Raw genomic sequence first — 17269 nt, 5'->3', positions numbered from 1 at the left:
GCTACAGCCGCACGGTGGTCCCGCGCGTCACCAGCGCGGCCAGGCCCTGCTTCGTCTGCGCGGCGGTGCGCAGGTGCAGCGTGAGCGCGCCCAGCTCGCGGATCCACGTGGCCGCGTTGGGGCCCAGGCCGGAGAACAGCACGGACAGGGGCGGCGGCTGGGGCAGCCGGCCCGTCCAGTAGCCCAGCACCTCGTCGCGCTCCGGCAGCGACGGCAGCTTCATGCGCTCCTGCTCGCGCGCCAGGAGCCGCTCCAGCTTGCGCGGCAGGTTCACCTGCCAGTGCACCACCGTCTTCGCCGGCCGCCAGGCCCAGTCCGCGAAGGCGAAGCGCTCGCGGACCGCGTACTCGCCCCGGCCCTGCGTGACGAAGACGCGGTCCGGGGGGAAGTCCGGGAAGGGGTCCCACTGCCCGGCCAGCAGCGACGCCAGCCCCTGCTCGCCCGGAGGACGCCGGCGGAAGTTGTCCCGCACCACGCGCGCCGCCTTCGTGTCCCAGTAGGGATAGGCCGGGTCCTCCACCATCAGCGCCAGGTTCAGCGCCTCGTCCCATTCATCCGCGTAGCCGCCGGGGGAGCCGCCCACCTCCCAGCCGCCGGGCGCCTCGTGCCAGGGCTGGAACACCAGCCGGTCCACCAGGTCCATCCACCCGTCCGAGTCCACCGACCCCACGCCCCCCGGCAGCGCCGACGAGGCCAGCCGCTGGCAGAGCGTGAACGCCTGCGCGTCACCCAGGTGGTTGGCGAGGGCCTCCAGCGCGCCGGTGGCGTCCCCCATGGCGCGCGCGAAGAAGGGCAGGACCTGCTCGTGGAAGAAGCGGTCGTTGATGGGACGCAGGACGACGTCCATGCGGGGCGTCTCCTGTCAGCCCCTCAGGGCCGCGCGTCTTCCTGGACGATGAGGGCGTGGATGTCCGCGGCCGTGGGCGCCTCCAGGATGGCCGCCCGGAAGCGCGGGTTCTTGAAGAGGCGCGAGATGCGCGCCAGCGCCTTCAGGTGCACCCCCGCGCTGTTCTCCGGCGCCACCAGCGCGAAGAACAGGTGCGTGGGCTTGCCGTCGATGGACTCGAAGTCCACCCCGGTGCGCGACACGCAGAAGGCGGCCTGGAGGCTGTCCATGCCCGCCAGCTTGCCGTGCGGAATGGCCACGCCCTCGCCAATGCCCGTGCTGCCCAGCTTCTCGCGTTCCTGGAGCACCGCCACCAGCCGGTCCTCGCGCAGATTCGGGTGCGCCCGGACCAGCGTGGTACTCAGCTCGCGCAGCACCTCCGGTTTCGTGCGGGACTGCATGTCCGCGACGACCGCCTGGGGGCTGAGGAAATCGGCGATTCTCAATGGCGCTCCCGCACTGGCGCTCCGGGCCGGCAATGTTTCCTCGGCCGGCAATTACTCCTCACACTGGATTCGCGCAAGGGTCGCCTGGGCGGTGGCAGGCGCTTCGCTCACTGCGCGTCAGCCCGGTGCCGGGTCCCGGCCCGGGCCCAGGCCCGGGGGGAAGCCCCGGACCCGGTCCCTGCTCTGGCCGGCCGGCGCTCAGGTGCCGGTGGCGGCCACCGGAGCTTCGGGCAGGTGCGGCTCAATGAGGCCGAACCCACCCTCCTTGCGGCGGTAGACGATGGACAGCGCCTGGGACTGCTGGTTCTGGAACACGTAGAAGTCGTTGTTCATCAGGTTCATCTGCATCACGGCGTCGTCCACCGACAGCGACTGGATGGCCAGGTGCGTGGTGCGCACCAGCCGGGCGACGCCCGACTCGGCCACCGGCTGCGGGGCCTGGGTGGCGGGGACGGCCTGGATGGGGGCGGGCGGCGAGGACTCGGCGGCCTCCTCCGGCTCGTGGACCTCGAAGACGTCGTGGCGGACCTTGAGGTTGTTCACCAGGTCCTGGCGGTGGTGGACCTTCTCCTTGCCGTGGTGCGACTTGAGCTTGTCGCGGTAGCGGCGCAGCTGGCGCTCGATCTTGTCCATCGCCAGGTCGATGGACGCGTACATGTCATCGCTCTTCTCACGCCCCCGGAGGACCCAGGCGCCGGAGTGGATGGTGATGTCCGCGTGGTGCAGGTGCCGCTCCAACGACAGCACCACGTGGGCCTCACCAGCCCGGTCCAGCAGTCGGTTCACCCGTTCGACCTTTTCACGGGCGTACTCCTTCAGTGAATCCGACGCTCCGAACTGACGGAAGGTGATGTTGAGCTGCATGCGTGGCCGCCTCCTAGGGAGAGAGGTAAGCTCCGTTACAGATCAGAAACGGAGCCCACGCCGAAAGCAACCCGGCCCCCCAGGTTGGAACTTCCCGTTCACGGCTCGCGCTCGCGAAAGCGACCGCAATAGGACACGTCTGGTGTCCGCTGCATGGCACCCGGTGGGGATTCCGACCCGGGTCCCATTTTCCGGTCCGGTCTCCCCCACACCGCGTGCGTGGTCCTCACGCCAGCAACATGCCTCCGGTGACGCCCAGGATGTCGCCGTTGACGAAGCGCGACTCGTCGCACGCGAGGAACACGTAGGAGGGCGCCAGCTCCGCGGGCTGCGCGGGCCTGCCCGTAGGCGAGCTCTTGCCGAACTCCTTCACCTTCTCCCCGTCGAAGGACTGCGGGATGAGCGGCGTCCACACCGGCCCCGGCGCCACGGCGTTCACCCGGATGCCCCGGCCGATGAGCTCCTGCGACAGGCCCTTGGTGAAGGCGACGATGGCACCCTTCGTGGTCGCGTAGTCGAGGATCTCCGCCGAGGGCTGGTACGCCTGGATGGACGCGGTGTTGATGATGGTCGCGCCCGGCTTCATGTGCGGCAGCGCGTACTTCACCAGGTGGAACATCGCGAGGATGTTGACCCGGAAGGTGCGCTCCACGCGCTCCGCGTCCAGCTCCTCGAACTTCTCCACCGCCTTGCCCTGGTAGGCGGCGTTGTTCACGAGCACGTCGATGCGGCCGAACTTCTTCACCGTGTCCTCGACGATGCGCTTGCAGGTGGCCTCCAGCGCCATGTCACCCGCCAGCGCCAGCGCCTGCCGCCCGGAGCCTTCAATCACGCGGCGGGTGTGGTTCGCGTCATCGCCCTCGTTGAGGTACGCGAACGCCACGTCCGCGCCCTCGCGCGCGAAGGCCAGGCACACCGCGCGGCCAATGCCGCTGTCGCCGCCCGTCACCAGCGCGACGCGGTCCTGCAGCCGGCCGAAGCCCTTGTACGACTGCTCGCCGTAGTCGGGCTCCGGGGACATGGCGCCCTCGTGGCCGGGGGCGGGCTGCGTCTGCTCGGGGAAGGGCGGCTTGGGTCCGGCGTTGCGAGGGTCGGGGTTGCGGGCCATGTCATCACTCCGTGGGGAAGAAAGGCGTTCCCTCACGGTGGAGGTGATGGCGCGGGGCGGCAATCACGCACCGGCCGCCTGCCCGTCCACCGCCCGGCGGCCCGACAGGCTCAGGGCACCACGGAGAGCACGAAGTCCTGCGAGTGGTAGATGGCGCCCGAGCACGACGCGACGCCCGTGCACTCGCCCACGGTGCCCACCAGGTCCGCGCCCAGGGTCAGGGTGTGGTTGGCCTGCGGGGTGCCGACGGGGATGTCGATGGTGGCCTTGTTGCCGTCCTGCGTGACGGTGAGCACGCCGGGCGCCCTGCCCCCTTCGCGCAGGAGCAGCGCCTCCACGGGGCCGGGCACCTCCGTCGCGGGCTCCCAGAGGAAGTCATACGTCTGCCCCACGCGCAGCTTGTCCGGGGTGCCCTCGCCCTGGAACGTGAACCTGCGCTTGGCCTTGGCCTTGAGGACCACCAGGCGCACGGTGCTGGTGGCGTCCTGGAGCTGCACGGTGATGTCCTCCACCGGCTGGCGGCCCCAGGCGGCCGGGTCGAAGTTGAAGTAGGCGCGGCTGTTCTCGCACGCCTCCGAGCGGCCCCCCACGTCCGACGCGCCGCCCGGCACCAGGGTCATGGGCTCGCCGTTGAAGGTGGCCGTGACGTCGTCCGCGAAGCGCGAGCACGGGCCGTCCGCCGCCACCGAGTAGCTGACGGTGAAGCGGTGCGCGCCCTGCGCGTCCGGCGTCTCCGCGTCGTCCACGTCCGCCAGCGCGAAGGTGAGCGAGCGGTCCGCCAGCTCCGCCAGCGTCATCACCTTCGTCTCACCTCCGCCACAGCCGGTGAGCGCCACGAGCGCCCCCAGGACGGTGAGGCGGGAAACGGTTCGACGCGGGCTCGGAGCAGTGAAGGTCATGGCGGCCGGCACCCTATCACTCCCGCGCCAGCAGTCCTTCGAGCCGCGCCTTCACGCCCGGCCACTCGGTGTCGATGAACCCGTAGTACGCGCTGTCCCGCACCACGCCGCCGCGCACGAGCATGTGGTTGCGCAGGATGCCCTCGAAGGTGGCGCCCAGCCGCTCGATGGCGGCGCGCGAGCGCACGTTGCGCCGGTCGGTCTTGAGCTGCACGCGCATCACGCCCAGCGTCTCGAAGGCGTGCGTGAGCAGCAGGAACTTGCACTCGGTGTTCACCCGCGTGCGCCACGCCCGGCGGCCCAGCCAGGTGGAGCCGATCTCCAGCGTGCGGTAATAGCGGGAGATGTCCAGGTAGCGCGTGGTGCCCACCACGTCCCCGCTCGCCCGCTCGAGGATGGCGAAGGCCTGCTCGGTGCCCCGGCTGGACGCCATCAGGGCCTGGATGACGTAGTCCTGCACGTCGTCCCGCGTGCGCAGCACGGACGAGAAGTGGGCGAAGATCTCCGGCTCGCAGAGCGCCGTGAGCGCGGGCACGTGCTCCTGGGACAGGGGCACCAGCCGCACCGCCCGCCCCTCCAGGGTGACGGGCGGGACGACGAGCGGCACGGGTTCGCGGCGGGGAACGCCGACATCGGTGGGGAGCACGGGGTCCATGGACCGCTTCATGCCCCAACCCCGGCCCTGGCGTGCAGGGCCGGTTCCGACAAACCGGCTGGACCAGCGGCTCTAGAAGTACTTCTTGCGCTTGCTGCTGGGGAGGATGCCCAGCACCTCGCGGTACTTGGCCACCGTGCGGCGGGCGATCTCGGTGCCCTGCGAGCGCAAGAGCTCCACGATCTTCTGGTCCGAGTACGGGTTGCGCGGGTCTTCCTGCGACACGAGCTGCTTGATGTGGTGCTTCACGGCCTCGCTGGCCGTGTCCTCGCCGGACACGCGCGCGATGGACGAGTTGAAGAAGTACTTCAGCTCGAAGATGCCCTGCGGCGTGTGCACGTACTTGCTCGTGGTGACGCGGCTGACGGTGGACTCGTGCATGCCGATGTCCTCCGCCACGTCACGCAGGATGAGGGGCTTGAGGTGCGCGATGCCCTTGTCCAGGAAGTCCCGCTGGAACTTCACGATGCTCTCGGTGACCTTGTAGATGGTCCGCTGCCGCTGGTGGATGGAGCGGATGAGCCACATCGCGCTGCGCAGCTTGTCCTGGATGAACTCCTTCGTCTGCCCGGGGCTCACCGCGCCCGTCTTGAGCGCGTTCCGGTACATGCCGGAGATGCGCAGCTTGGACAGGCCGTCGTCGTTGAGGACCACGGTGTAGTCCTCGTCCCCCAGCTTGTAGACGAAGACGTCGGGGGTGATGTACTGCGCGTCATCCCCGCTGAAGTTGCGGCCCGGCCGCGGATCCAGCTTCGGGAGCAGCTTCGCCGCCGCGACCACTTCCTCCAAGGTGACCTTGAGGTCCTTGGCGATGGCCGGGAGGTTCTTGCTCTCCAGGTACTTCATGTGGCGCTTGATGATGAGGCCCAGGAGCGCCGCGTTCGGGTCCTTCATCGCCTGCAGCTGGATGAGCAGGCACTCCTGCAGGTCGCGCGCGCCGCAGCCCCGGGGCTCCAGGTTCTGGATGCGGCGCAGGGTGCGCTCGGCCACGTGCATGGGCACGTCCGCCTCGTTGGACAGGCGGATGAGCGGGTCGCCCTCAATCTCCGGCAGCTTGAGGTAGCCGTCGTCGTCCAGGTTCCCCAGGATGAGCACCGCCACGCGGCGCTCGGCCTCGTTGAGCCGCAGCGTGCCCAGCTGCTCCTGGAGGTGGTCGACCAGGTCCTCCTTCTTCACCATGTTGGCTTCGAACGACGGCAGGTCGTCCGTGGCCACGTTGCCCTTGTTGGAGGCGGTGGTGGGCTCGTTGAACTGGTAGCTGTTGAGGTAGGACTCCCAGTCAATCTCCGGGGGGCCCTCGCCGTCCGCCTTGAACTCCTGGGCGGTCTCCGGCGTCGCCGACGGCAGGTCCACGTCCCGCGAGATTTCCGTGTTGTCCGCTTCGAGCGAGGCCTCGCCAGGCTCCTTCTCGCTCACCTCGCCGGGCATGCCCTCCTCGGGCTGCTCCAGCAGGGGGTTCTGCTCCATCTCCTCGCGGACCTGGTCCAGGAGCTCCATTCGCGAGAGCTGGAGGAGCTTGATGGCCTGCTGCAGCTGGGGCGTCATCACCAGCTGCTGCGCGAGCTTCAGGCTCTGTTTGAGTTCCATCGCCATGTGGGGGCGTCTCCGGAAGGCATGCGTGCCACTTGATTGGAGATTCCAATCAAGGACCGTGCCAACCTAACAAGGACCCCCGGCCACGTCCAGTGCCCCAGCGCGTGGTTTCTGATTTGCAGCGTGAAAAATCCGCTGGAAATCCGACAGGTTGCCGCAACCCCCGCCTGCTCGGCTGATGTTCAAACGTCGACGCAAAAGCGGGGCCAACTTCACCCGGAGCATCTGGAGACATACGGGGAGAGCGGCTTTTCACGGAGCCTGGAGACGGAACCGGTCTCCCAGGTAGACGGCTCTCGCGCGGGCCGAGCCGGCGATCTGCGCGGGGGTGCCCTCTTCGAGGATCTGCCCCTGTGCGATGATGTACGCCCGGTCACAGATGCCCAGGGTGTCCTGGACGTTGTGGTCGGTGATGAGGATGCCCAGGCCCCGCTCGCGCAGGAGGTGAATCTGGCGCTGGAGGTCGCCCACGTTGATGGGGTCCACGCCGGCGAAGGGCTCGTCGAAGAGGATGAAGCGGGGGGCGGGGATGAGGCTGCGGGCAATCTCCGCGCGCCGCCGCTCGCCGCCGGAGAGCGTCTCGCCCCAGGACTCGGCGACGTGGGAGAGGCCGAACTCCTCCAGGAGGGTGTCCGCGCGCTTCTGGCGGTCCTGGGCGGTGAGCCCCTTCTGGAGCTCCAGCACGGCGAGGAAGTTCTCGCGCACCGTGAGCTTGCGGAAGACGGAGGCCTCCTGCGGCAGGTAGCCCACGCCCCGGCGGGCGCGGCGGTGCATGGGCAGGTGGGTGAGGTCCTCGTCGCCCACGCGCACCCGGCCCGCGTCCGGCGTCACCAGCCCCACCACCATGTTGAAGCTCGTCGTCTTGCCGGCGCCGTTGGGGCCCAGCAGGCCCACGACTTCACCCGGAGCGACGTTGAAGGACACGTCCCGCACCACCTGGCGGCGGCGGAAGGACTTCTGGAGCCCTTCGGCGTACAGCTTCGCGCCGCTCATGGCGTCGTGCCCGCCGGCGGCTTGGGCGCGGGGGCCTTCTTGCGGGTGCCGGGGACGGCGGTGGTGGACGGGGAGTCCACGAGGATGCGGGCGTTCTCCACCTCCAGGCGCTCGTTGCCCAGGATGAGGCGCACCTTGGTGCCGGTGAGGTAGGTGTTGCCCTGGCGGGCCTCCGGGGAGCCCGTCACCACCAGCACGCCCGAGGGCACGTCGTAGTCGGCGCGCTCGCCGCGGGCCTGCCGGTCGCCGTCCACGGCGCGCACGTTGCCGGCGCACACCACGCGCGTCACCTGACGGGTGGCGTTGTAGTAGCCGGTCATCTTGTCGCAGCGGATGTCCATGGTCTGGTGCTTCACCACCACGTTGCCGGTGAGCACCGCCTGGTTGCGGTCGCCGGTGACGTGGTCCGCGGACAGGTCCACCGGGTTGCGCAGGCCCGTGGGCGCCAGCGACGTGCCCGGCGCGGGCGGCGGGGCGGCCGGGGTGCTCGCGGCGGGCGCGGCCGGAGTGGCACCGGGCTTCGCTGCGGGCGCGGCCGGGGTGGCGCCGGGCTTCGACGCGGGGGCCTGGGGGGACGTGGGCTGGGCCAGGAACAGCGCCATCACGAGGAACTCAATCACTCCGTCGCTCCGCCCAGCGCGGCTTGGACCGCGCCCTCGAAGGTGAACGTCTGGTCCGCGGCGGACAGCGTGAAGCGGTCCGCGCGCATCTGGTAGTCGGGGCCCTTCATCGTCACGCCCTCCTCGCCGTGGGCCCGCCGCGAGTCGGCGTTGTAGGTAAGCCGGGGGGTGTTGGCCACCATCCCCTCTCCCGTCCGCACGACGACGCCGCCGGTGCCCACCCACGTCTTGGACGCGAGGCTGCCGTCCATATTCGGCGCGGTGATGGTGGTGCCTTGCGGCGTGGAGGAAGGCGAGCCCTGCGCGCTCTTCCCGGGGGGCAGGCGCACGACGACTTCCGTGGCCTGCACCTCCCCTCCCGCGCGCCGGTAGAGGACACGCGAGGCGGTGCCGGAGACCTGGAGCGTGTCGCCCTCGTAGGAGCGCAGGCGCGCGCCCTCCAGCACCACGTCCGGGCGCGGCTCGTTCGCGGCGCCCGGGGCGGGACGGCGCGGCGCGCAGGCGGTGGCGAGGAGTCCCAGGAAGCTCAAGGCAAGCAGGCGCGGCACGAGGCCCTCCTTATCACCGCGCCGGGGCGGACGGTGCGTCGGCAAGGGCCGGGGGAACGTCCTGGGGAGGACGCGTCTTCCAGCGCTGATGCATCCACACCCACTGTTCGGGTGCGCGGCGGATGGCCGCCTCGATGCGCTGCGACAGGGCGGCGGTGAGGGCCTGCACGGCCGCTTCACGCTCCGTCGCGTCCGGGGGCGGCACCTCCTCCATGGTGAGGCGGTAGCCCTGCCCGTCGCGCTGGCAGAAGCCCACCACCACCGCCGCGCCGGTGCGCAGCGCCAGGTCCGCCGCCGCGCGAGGGGTGGCCGCCAGCTCCCCGAAGAAGGGCACGAAGACGGACTGCACCTTGGTGTCCTGGTCGATGAGGATGCCCAGGATTTCGCCGCTCCGGAGCGCGCGGAGCATGGCCCGGGCCGCGCCCTCCTGGCCGCGCCAGATGCTGCGCACCCCGCCCTTCGCCCGGAAGTCCTCCACCAGCGCGGTGAGGCGCGGGTCGCTGGTCTCCTTCGCGATGCTCTGGCTGGGGTAGCCCGCCCTCGCCACGCGCCGGGCGAGCAGCTCCCAGTTGCCCACGTGGCCGGACACGAAGACGACGCCCTTTCCCCTGGCCAGCGCGGCCTCCAGCACCCGGCGGTCCTCGTCCGGCCAGGACACCAGGGACTCCAGCCCGGCCTCCAGCGCGCGGGAAGAGGCCACCTCCAGGGCGGCCGCGGCCAGGTGGCGGAAGGCGTCACGGGCGAGTGCGTCACGCTCCGCCCCGGTCTTCTCGGGAAAGGCCCGGGCCAGCGACCGGAGCGCCTTCTGCCGTTCCCCACCCGCGAGGGCGTAGGCCCAGCCGCCCAGGGTCATGCCCAGGGCGCGGGCCATCCCCAGCGGCAGGAACTGGAGCAGGCGCAACATCCCGGCGATGAGCAGGTAGCGCAGGTAACGCTTGAGGCGCTTTGTTAAAGGGGGACGCTCCACGACGCGTCTCCATATCCCATGCGCGAATACAACTTCGATGGCCTCATTGGCCCGACCCACAATTACGCCGGCCTCTCGCCCGGCAACCTGGCGTCACAGCACCACGGCGGCCAGCCCAGCCACCCCCGGGAGGCAGCGCTCCAGGGGCTGGAGAAGATGCGCTTCGTGTCCGAGCTGGGCGTGGGCCAGGCGGTACTCCCGCCCCAGCCGCGCCCCTCCCTGCGCACCCTGCGGGCGCTGGGCTTCACGGGCTCCGACGAGGAGGTCATCACCCGCGCCGCGCGCGACGCGGAGCACCTCCTGCGCCTCACCTCCAGCGCCTCCGCCATGTGGACGGCGAACGCGGCCACGGTGGCGCCGTCGGCGGACACCGCGGACGGCCGGGTGCACCTGACGCCCGCGAACCTCACGCAGATGTTCCACCGCGCCATCGAGGCGGACACCACGCACGCGGTGCTGCGCGCCATCTTCGCGGACGCGAAGCACTTCCAGGTGCACGCGCCGCTGCCGGGCGCCTCGCACTTCGCGGACGAGGGCGCGGCCAACCACACGCGCCTCTTCACGCCGGGGCACAAGGCCGTGCACGTGCTCGCGTGGGGGCGCAGCGCGTGGCAGGACGTGAAGGGGCCGCAGCGCTTCCCCGCGCGCCAGACGCTGGAGTCCAGCCAGGCCCTGGCGCGGCTGCACCAGCTGGCCCCGGAGCAGGTGCTCCTGCCGCAGCAGCACCCGGACGGCATCGACGCGGGCGCGTTCCACACCGACGTGCTCGCGGTGGGCAACGAGCGCTTCCTCATGCTGCACGCGCTGGCGTTCGTGGAGCACCCGAAGCTCCTCCAGACGCTGCGCGAGAAGCTGGGGGACGCCTTCCGCTTCGAGGTCGCCACGGACGCGGAGCTGCCGGTGAAGGACGCGGTGCGCGCGTACCCGTTCAACTCGCAGGTGCTGTCGCTGCCGGACGGCACCATGGCCATCATCGCGCCCATCGAGAGCCGCGAGACGCCCACCGCCCGCGCCTTCCTGGAGCGCGTCGTCGCCGGGGACAACCCGGTGAAGGCGGTGCACTACCTGGACGTTCGACAGTCCATGAACAACGGCGGCGGCCCGGCGTGCCTGCGCCAGCGCATCTTCCTCACGGACGCGGAGCGCGCCGCCGTCACCGCGGACGTCTTCTACTCCCCGGCCCTGCATGAAGGGCTCGCCGCGTGGGTGCGCAAGCACTACCGCGACGTGCTCAAGCCGGAGGACGTGCGGGATCCGCAGCTCGCGCGCGAGACGATGACCGCGCTCGACGAGCTGACGCGCCTGCTCAAGCTGGGCAGCGTGTACGACTTCCAGCAGTGACGTGGCGTGGTCCGCCTGCCTGCCCTCCGGCGCGCCGGACAAGGGCAGGCAGTCCCGGCCGCCCCGCTCGGGTGGCGAATGGCCGCCCGCGTCGTCCGGACACACCTTGAACCACGAGGAGGTGATGTCCCCCATGATTCCGAATGCCATCCAAAGCTACCTGCGGCGCCATCGCGTTCCCTTCGAGCGGTACGCCCACGCCCGGGCGGTGAGCGCGATGGACCTCGTGGACTCCCTCAACGTGCCTGGCTGGCGCGTGGCCAAGTCCGTCATCGTGCTGGCCGACCGGCAGCCCTGGATCGTCGTCGTGCCCGCGCTGACGACGGTGGACCTGCGGCAGATCCGCCACACGCTGGGCGTCCGCACCGCGCGGCTCGCCGCCGAGTCCGAGTTCGTCGACCACTTCCCGGACTGCGAGACGGGCGCCGAGCCTCCCTTTGGCGAGCTGTACGGCCTGCCCGTCGCGATGGACGAGTCCCTGAGCGTCAACGAGCGCCTGCTGTTCCGCGCCGGTTCACACGAGGAGGCCCTGGAGATGCGCTTCCAGGACTTCGCGCGCCTGGAGTGGCCGCTGGTCGCGTCCTTCACCCAGCCGCTCTCGCGAGAGAAGGAGGGCGCGGCGTACGGCACGCCCATGGAGGACTCAGGCGCATCGGCCTGAAGCCCTCAGGGCGAGGGAGCGTCGCTGACCGCCGGTGAGCCCGGCGGGTCCAGCTCCCCCGCCTTCGCGTCCTCCAGCAGCGCCCCCTTGTGTGCGTCCTGCAGCGCACGCTCGCGGGCCTCCAGCCGCGCCGCCCAGGCCTCACCCTCGGCGCGCCGCGCATCATCGAGCGGCATGAGCCTCATGCCCTCGTGCACCGAGCGCGCCGCCGCGTCGTAGCGCGACAGCAGCTCCTGCAACCGGGCCACCGCGAAGTGGCTCTCCGGACCGGGCAGCATCCCCACGACCGAGCGGCGCTGCTCCAGCGCGCGGGCCAGCAGCCCCTCCCGTTCAAAGCTGTCCGCCTCCAGCGACAGCAGGCGCGCGCGCTGACGCAGGTCGGTCAGGTACGGGGCCACCGCGGCCAGCGTGTCCCGGGACCTTCGCGTGAGCCCTGCCTCCTGCTGCCGCGCGGACAGCGTGAAGGCCAGCTCCACGTCCTGGGGAAAGCGCTTCACCAGCGCCTCCAGCGACTGGAGCGCCTCCGCGTGCTTGCCCTGCGCACGCCACACGTCCGCGCGCAGCAGGTGCGTGGCCAGTGCCTCGGGAGCTCTCCGCTCCACCTCCGCGCAGGCCGCCTCCGCCTCGGGAAGCTCCCGCTGGGCCAGCCGTCCTCGCGCTTCCTGCATCCACAGCGCGGTGGCCTCGGGCCGTCCCTCGAAGTGCTCGCGCGCCCAGGCCAGCCACGCGAGTCCCAGCGCGCGGCGTGAGGGCCCGGCGACCAGCGCTTCCGCCAGCTCCACCACCTGTCCGGGCGCTTCGGGCGTGAGAACCTTCAGCTCCTCGAGCGTGCGGGCCCAGGGCATGGCCTCGCTGATCAGCACGCGCGTGTCCCCGGCCTCGTGCGCGAGCCGGTACTCCAGGAAGGCCTGCTCGCGACGGCCCAGGTGCAGCAGGGCCCGCGCGGCCACGCGGTGCGCGGGCGCATCCAGGGGCCGCAGGTACAGCGTGTGATTGACGAAGGCCAGCGCGTCCTTCGCGCCCGCCGCGCCGTTCGACACGGAGGCCATCGCCATCAGCCGGTACAGCAGGTAGTCCGCCGGGTGCACGTCGATGAGCTGGAGCCCCAGCTCTCGCACCTCCGCGCCCGGCGCCCGGGCCGACACGCGCTCCGCCAGCAGGCCTTCCGCGTCCGCCATCCTCCGGCGCCCCGGCACCAGCGCGACGAGCATCACGACGGTGAGGCCCGCCGCCAGCGCCAGCGCGGGGACGACGGGCAGGGCCCCCGTCCTCGTGCGCCGCATGGCCATGCGCTCCGCCTCACGGGGCCGGGCCACCGCGCCCAGCACCACCGCGACCGCGACCGCGCACGCGGGCAGCTCCAGGCTGAAGTCGAAGAGGTTGTGCAGCGCCAGCGCCGCCACGCCGGACAGCACCGCCAGCTCCACCGGCCCGTGGTCCTCGCGCCGCACGCGCCGCACGAAGGCCCAGAGGCCCAGGGCCAGCAGCAGCAGGCCGGGCACGCCCCACTCCGCCGCCACCTGCAACACCCCGTTCTCCGGGTGCGTGAAGGTGTTGGGGTTGGGCTCGGTCTGGTAGCGCGGGAAGGCGGCCTCGAACGCGCCTCGCCCCATGCCCAGCACCGGGAAGGCGCGGGCCGCGCGGGCCATCATCGGCCAGGGCTCCAGCTTGCCCCGGCGCAGGGACTCCACGCCGTCCACGGTGCGCGCCTCCGCCCACAGCTGATCCGCCGCCAGGTACGCGCCCACGGACAGCGTCGCCAGCAGCCCCAGCAGCACCGCCGCGCCCCGTCCCCACGCGGGCCTCGCGGGAGTGCGCGCCTCGCGCCGCTGCTTCATCAGCCACGCGGCGAGCAGCACCTGCCCGAAGACGAAGAACACGATGCCCGCGCGCGACAGCGACAGCAGCACACCCGCGCCGGAGACGAGCGCCGCCATCGCGAAGGGCCACGCGCGCGAGCGCGGCTGCTTCGACAGCGCGAGCCCCACCGCCACCGTCGCGCACAGGCCCAGGAAGCCCGCGAGGTGGTTGGGATTTCCGAACGGCGTCACCAGCGGCGGCCGCGCATGCACGTACGCCCGCAGCCCGAACAGCGTGTCCACGCCGAACAGCGCGTGTCCCAGCCCCACCGCCGCCACCGCCGCGCCCGTGAACGCCAGCACCGCGAGCAGCCGCTGCCGCGACGCCCGCGCCCGGCACACCTGCACCGCCGCGACGAACGTCAGCAGGTAGGCCAGGTGCTTCGCCAGCTCACGCCAGGTGGCCGAAGGCTCCAGCGACACCGGCCGCCAGCCCGTGAGCCCCAGCGGCACCAGCACGTCCTCGCGCAGCGCCGCGGCCTCCGGGCTCACCCAGGCGAGCACCCCGGGCGGCAGCGGCACGAGCTGCAGCGCGCACAGCACCACGCCGCCCACCAGCGGCGCGGCCAGGAGCGGCACGCGCGGAGTCTCCCCCTGCCGCCGCGCTCCCACGAAGGCCAGCACCGCCGCGGCCCCGGACAGCACGCCCAGCGGCCAGGACACCCAAGGCGCCGCGCCGCCGAGCGCCACCGGCCCCAGCACCACCAGCGCCGCGAGCGCCACTTCCGCGAAGACGGTGTACCGGGAGACGCGGTGGGAGCCAGGAGCCATGCGAGGCGCGGGAGTATGTCACGCTCCTCGCGGGCCTCCGTGGCCCGTCCCCTCGGGCAGGAGACGCGCCGCCTGGATGCCTCCTCCCCGGGCGCGGCGGTCCCGGGCCGCCGAATGAACGGGCCCCCCGGGACACCGCTTGCATCCGGGGACCCATCTGGCATCTTCGCCCGACCCCATGCGTCGCTTCCTGCTCACCGCCGCCGTCCTCTGCGCCTCCCTCTCCGGACTCACCGCGTGCAAGAGCACGTGCCGCGAGCTGTCCGAGAAGCTCTGCGAGTGCGCCTTGAACTCGGTGGAGAAGCAGGCCTGCCAGCAGCGCGCCGCCGACGAAGAGAGCCGCGTGGAGCCCACCGCCGAGGATGAGATCGCCTGCGAGGCGAAGCTCGAGAGCTGCGACTGCCGCGCCATCGAGACCGAGGAAGGCAAGAAGGCCTGCGGACTGGCCCGCTGAGCACCGTCCGCTGAAGGGACGGCGCCCGGACCCCACCGCGAAGAACTACGCGCCCGGGGCCACGCGCGCCGGAGCCGGCTGCGCGGGAGCGCCCTCCACCCACGGCTGCAGCGCGCGCTTCACCCGCGTGCGCCACGGCGTCTCCACCCACCGGTGCACCGCCACCGACGCGGGCACCAGCACCACCAGCAGCACCGCCAGGAAGCGCGTGGGCGACGACAGGTCCACGTACCGCTCCAGCCAGTGCACCCCCTCGCTGACGGGGTACTGGAGCAGGTACAGCGCGTAGCTGGCCCCACCCAGGTGCACCAGCCACGGCCGCGCCAGCAGCTGCCCCAGCGGACCGCCGCCGCGCGCCAGGCCGTACACCAGCAGCGCCGACGCGGGCGCCAGGAGCGCGTTGTGCATCAGTGGATACGGAATCGACGCGCCCTGTGAGAAGCCCGCGACCAGCAGCGCCGCGCCCGCCAGCGCCATCACCGCGCCGGAGCGCCGGGGCACCGCCGCCGCCCGCTCCCGCACGAAGACGAGCCCCAGCAGCACGCCCAGCAGGAACTCCGGCAGGCGCACCAGCGGGTTGAACTTCACCACCGCCAGCCACATGCCGCCGAACGCCGCGTCCAGCGTGCCCGGCCCGTCCGGCCGCAGCACCAGGTAGAGCACCGGCGGCAGGAGGCCCAGCATCCACACGCCCACCAGGGCCGCCGCCATGCGCGCGCCCCGGAAGCGCTCCAGCCGCCCGGCCAGCGCGGGGAACACGGCGTAGAAGAACGCCTCCACCGACACGGACCAGGACGGCGGGTTCCAGTACAGCGCCAGCTTCGGCACCCAGGACTGGAGCAGCATCAGCGTGGTGAGCCCCGCCGTGCCCAGCTTCGCCGCCGCCATGGGCAGCGAGTTCGCCGCCAGCGAGCCCTGCGCCGTGGCCACCGCCGACAGGAGGAACATCAGGAGGAACACGGGATACACGCGCGCCACGCGCGCGCTCCAGAACGCCCGGGGCGGGGTCTGCATCCCGCCGGCCGTGTCCACGTAGTTGTACGCGAGCACGAAGCCGGAAAGGAGGAAGAAGACCCCCACGGACGCATAGCCGGAGGCCACCACCTGCACCATCCACTCCGGCGCCACGCCCTGGATGCACGGGGTGCCGAAGTGGAACAACACGACGTGCAGGGCCGCCAGGAAGCGCAGCCCTGTCAGTGCATCCAGTGAGCCGCCGGACTGCGGCTTCATCTACTTGCGACCGATGCCGAAGTAGGTGAAGCCCTGCTCACGCATGCGCGCGGGCTGGAAGATGTTGCGGCCGTCGAAGACGACCGGCGTCTTCATCAGCTTCTTCATGCGGTCGAAGTCCGGGTGGCGGAACTCGTTCCACTCCGTCACCACGAACAGGCCGTCCACGCCCTCCAGCGCGTCGTACGGCAGGTCCGCGTAGCGGATGCGGTCGCCGAAGACGCGCTTGGCGGCGTGCGAGGACACCGGGTCATGGGCAATCACCGACGCGCCCTTGCCGATGAGGCCCTCGATGACCTCGATGGACGGCGCCTCGCGCATGTCGTCCGTCTTCGGCTTGAACGCCAGGCCCCAGACGCCGAACTTCTTGCCCTCCAGCGACCCGTAGTGCTTCACGGCCTTGTTCACGAGCAGCTTCTTCTGCCGCTCGTTGGTGCGCTCCACCGCGCGCAGCAGGTCCAGCTCCAGGCCGTACTCGCGCGCCGTCGTGACGAGCGCCTTCACGTCCTTGGGGAAGCAGGAGCCGCCGTAGCCCACGCCCGGGAAGAGGAACGGGTAGCCGATGCGCTTGTCCGCGCCCAGGCCCTTGCGCACGAAGTCCACGTCCGCGCCCACCTTCTCGCAGAGCGCGGAGATGTCGTTCATGAACGAGATGCGCGTCGCGAGCATCGCGTTGGCCGCGTACTTCGTCAGCTCCGCGGAGCGCGTGTCCATGAACAGGATGGGGTTCTCCGTGCGCACGAACGGCGCGTAGAGCTCGCCCATGATCTGCCGCGCGCGCTCGGTGTCCGCGCCAATGACGACGCGGTCCGGCTTGAAGAAGTCGTCCAGCGCGGCGCCTTCCTTCAGGAACTCCGGGTTGGAGACGACGTCGAACTCCACGTCCGTCACCTTGGCGATGGCGTCGCGAACCTTGTCCGCGGTGCCCACCGGCACGGTGCTCTTGTCCACCACCACCGTGTACTGCTTCATCGCGCGGCCCACCGCCTGCGCCGCCGCGAGCACGTACTGGAGGTCGGCCTCGCCGCTCTCCCCTTCCGGCGTGCCCACCGCGATGAACACGGCCTGGGCGTTCGCCACGCCCTCCGCCAGGTTCGTGGTGAACGTGAGGCGCTTCTCCTTCACGTTCTTCTTGATGAGCTCCTCCAGACCCGGCTCGTAGATGGGAACCTGTCCATCCTGGAGCATGCGGATCTTCCGCTCGTCGATGTCCACGCACGCGACGTCGTTGCCCGAGTCCGCGAAGCAGGTGCCCGCGACAAGTCCGACGTAGCCCGATCCGATAATGGCAATGCGCATTCTTTAAGTGTCCTGGTTTCGACAGGTGGCGTCATGAACTCATACGCCGACCCGCGCACCGAAAGAAAGCCC

The 17269-nt window shown here is 71.3% G+C and carries 17 protein-coding genes; 3 read left to right on the top strand and 14 right to left on the bottom strand.

Translation table 11 applies throughout. The features are described from left to right. Position 1: 1 nt before the first annotated feature. From NR792_RS32325 to NR792_RS32275, 11 genes are all read right to left on the bottom strand, one after another. Positions 2-847: a hypothetical protein gene (locus NR792_RS32325; protein ID WP_375756569.1), complete on the bottom strand. Its 846-nt coding sequence runs from the start codon at positions 845-847 to the stop codon at positions 2-4. Between the two features lie 23 nt (positions 848-870). After that, a complete protein-coding gene (locus NR792_RS32320; protein ID WP_375756568.1) occupies positions 871-1332 on the bottom strand; it encodes a PTS sugar transporter subunit IIA in 462 nt (153 codons plus the stop codon). Between the two features lie 198 nt (positions 1333-1530). Next, positions 1531-2196 (bottom strand): ribosome hibernation-promoting factor, HPF/YfiA family, encoded by a 666-nt coding sequence (gene hpf / locus NR792_RS32315; protein ID WP_375756567.1) that lies wholly within the window; start codon positions 2194-2196, stop codon positions 1531-1533. Between the two features lie 226 nt (positions 2197-2422). Continuing rightward, entirely contained in the window at positions 2423-3304 is an 882-nt protein-coding gene (locus NR792_RS32310; RefSeq protein ID WP_375756566.1) for an SDR family oxidoreductase, read from the bottom strand. 110 nt (positions 3305-3414) lie between these two features. Continuing rightward, complete coding sequence (locus tag NR792_RS32305) at positions 3415-4203, bottom strand: hypothetical protein (protein WP_375756565.1); 789 nt, start codon at positions 4201-4203, stop codon at positions 3415-3417. Between the two features lie 16 nt (positions 4204-4219). Beyond that, positions 4220-4858: a GNAT family N-acetyltransferase gene (locus NR792_RS32300; protein ID WP_375756564.1), complete on the bottom strand. Its 639-nt coding sequence runs from the start codon at positions 4856-4858 to the stop codon at positions 4220-4222. Between the two features lie 72 nt (positions 4859-4930). Further along, on the bottom strand, positions 4931-6451 hold the full coding sequence (gene rpoN, locus NR792_RS32295) for an RNA polymerase factor sigma-54 (protein WP_375756563.1): 1521 nt from the start codon (positions 6449-6451) through the stop codon (positions 4931-4933). A 252-nt stretch (positions 6452-6703) separates the two neighbouring features. After that, positions 6704-7444, bottom strand: coding sequence for an LPS export ABC transporter ATP-binding protein (gene lptB, locus NR792_RS32290; protein WP_375756562.1), 741 nt, complete (start codon positions 7442-7444; stop codon positions 6704-6706). Then, entirely contained in the window at positions 7441-8064 is a 624-nt protein-coding gene (locus NR792_RS32285) for an LptA/OstA family protein (protein WP_375756561.1), read from the bottom strand. Before NR792_RS32285 ends, lptB begins: the two co-directional genes overlap by 4 nt. Next, positions 8061-8612, bottom strand: coding sequence for an LPS export ABC transporter periplasmic protein LptC (gene lptC / locus NR792_RS32280; protein WP_375756560.1), 552 nt, complete (start codon positions 8610-8612; stop codon positions 8061-8063). The genes NR792_RS32285 and lptC overlap by 4 nt, the downstream gene beginning before the upstream one ends. Positions 8613-8625: 13 nt before the next feature. Beyond that, complete coding sequence (locus NR792_RS32275; protein WP_375756559.1) at positions 8626-9579, bottom strand: lysophospholipid acyltransferase family protein; 954 nt, start codon at positions 9577-9579, stop codon at positions 8626-8628. An 18-nt stretch (positions 9580-9597) separates the two neighbouring features. On the opposite strand from NR792_RS32275, the gene astB reads away from it, so the two are divergent. Both astB and NR792_RS32265 read left to right on the top strand, forming a co-directional pair. After that, positions 9598-10920 (top strand): N-succinylarginine dihydrolase, encoded by a 1323-nt coding sequence (gene astB / locus NR792_RS32270; protein WP_375756558.1) that lies wholly within the window; start codon positions 9598-9600, stop codon positions 10918-10920. A 133-nt stretch (positions 10921-11053) separates the two neighbouring features. Then, the gene (locus NR792_RS32265; RefSeq protein WP_375756557.1) at positions 11054-11581 is read left to right on the top strand and encodes an aminoacyl-tRNA deacylase; all 528 of its coding nucleotides are present in this window, start codon (positions 11054-11056) and stop codon (positions 11579-11581) included. A gap of 5 nt (positions 11582-11586) precedes the next feature. Here NR792_RS32265 and NR792_RS32260 read toward each other — a convergent pair whose 3' ends face one another. Then, complete coding sequence (locus NR792_RS32260) at positions 11587-14211, bottom strand: O-antigen ligase family protein (RefSeq protein ID WP_375756556.1); 2625 nt, start codon at positions 14209-14211, stop codon at positions 11587-11589. Positions 14212-14389: 178 nt separating this feature from the next. On the opposite strand from NR792_RS32260, the gene NR792_RS32255 reads away from it, so the two are divergent. Continuing rightward, a complete protein-coding gene (locus tag NR792_RS32255; protein ID WP_375756555.1) occupies positions 14390-14665 on the top strand; it encodes a hypothetical protein in 276 nt (91 codons plus the stop codon). A 45-nt stretch (positions 14666-14710) separates the two neighbouring features. Here NR792_RS32255 and NR792_RS32250 read toward each other — a convergent pair whose 3' ends face one another. Beyond that, positions 14711-15898, bottom strand: coding sequence for an acyltransferase family protein (locus NR792_RS32250; RefSeq protein ID WP_375756554.1), 1188 nt, complete (start codon positions 15896-15898; stop codon positions 14711-14713). Then, on the bottom strand, positions 15899-17197 hold the full coding sequence (locus tag NR792_RS32245) for a UDP-glucose dehydrogenase family protein (RefSeq protein WP_375756553.1): 1299 nt from the start codon (positions 17195-17197) through the stop codon (positions 15899-15901). Positions 17198-17269: the final 72 nt, after the last annotated feature.

Origin of the sequence: Corallococcus exercitus, from assembly GCF_042231735.1 — a bacterium.
Taxonomy (GTDB): Bacteria; Myxococcota; Myxococcia; order Myxococcales; family Myxococcaceae; genus Corallococcus; species Corallococcus exercitus_B.
Note: the sequence above shows the minus strand (reverse complement) of the source record. Positions and strands in the feature narration are given on the sequence as shown.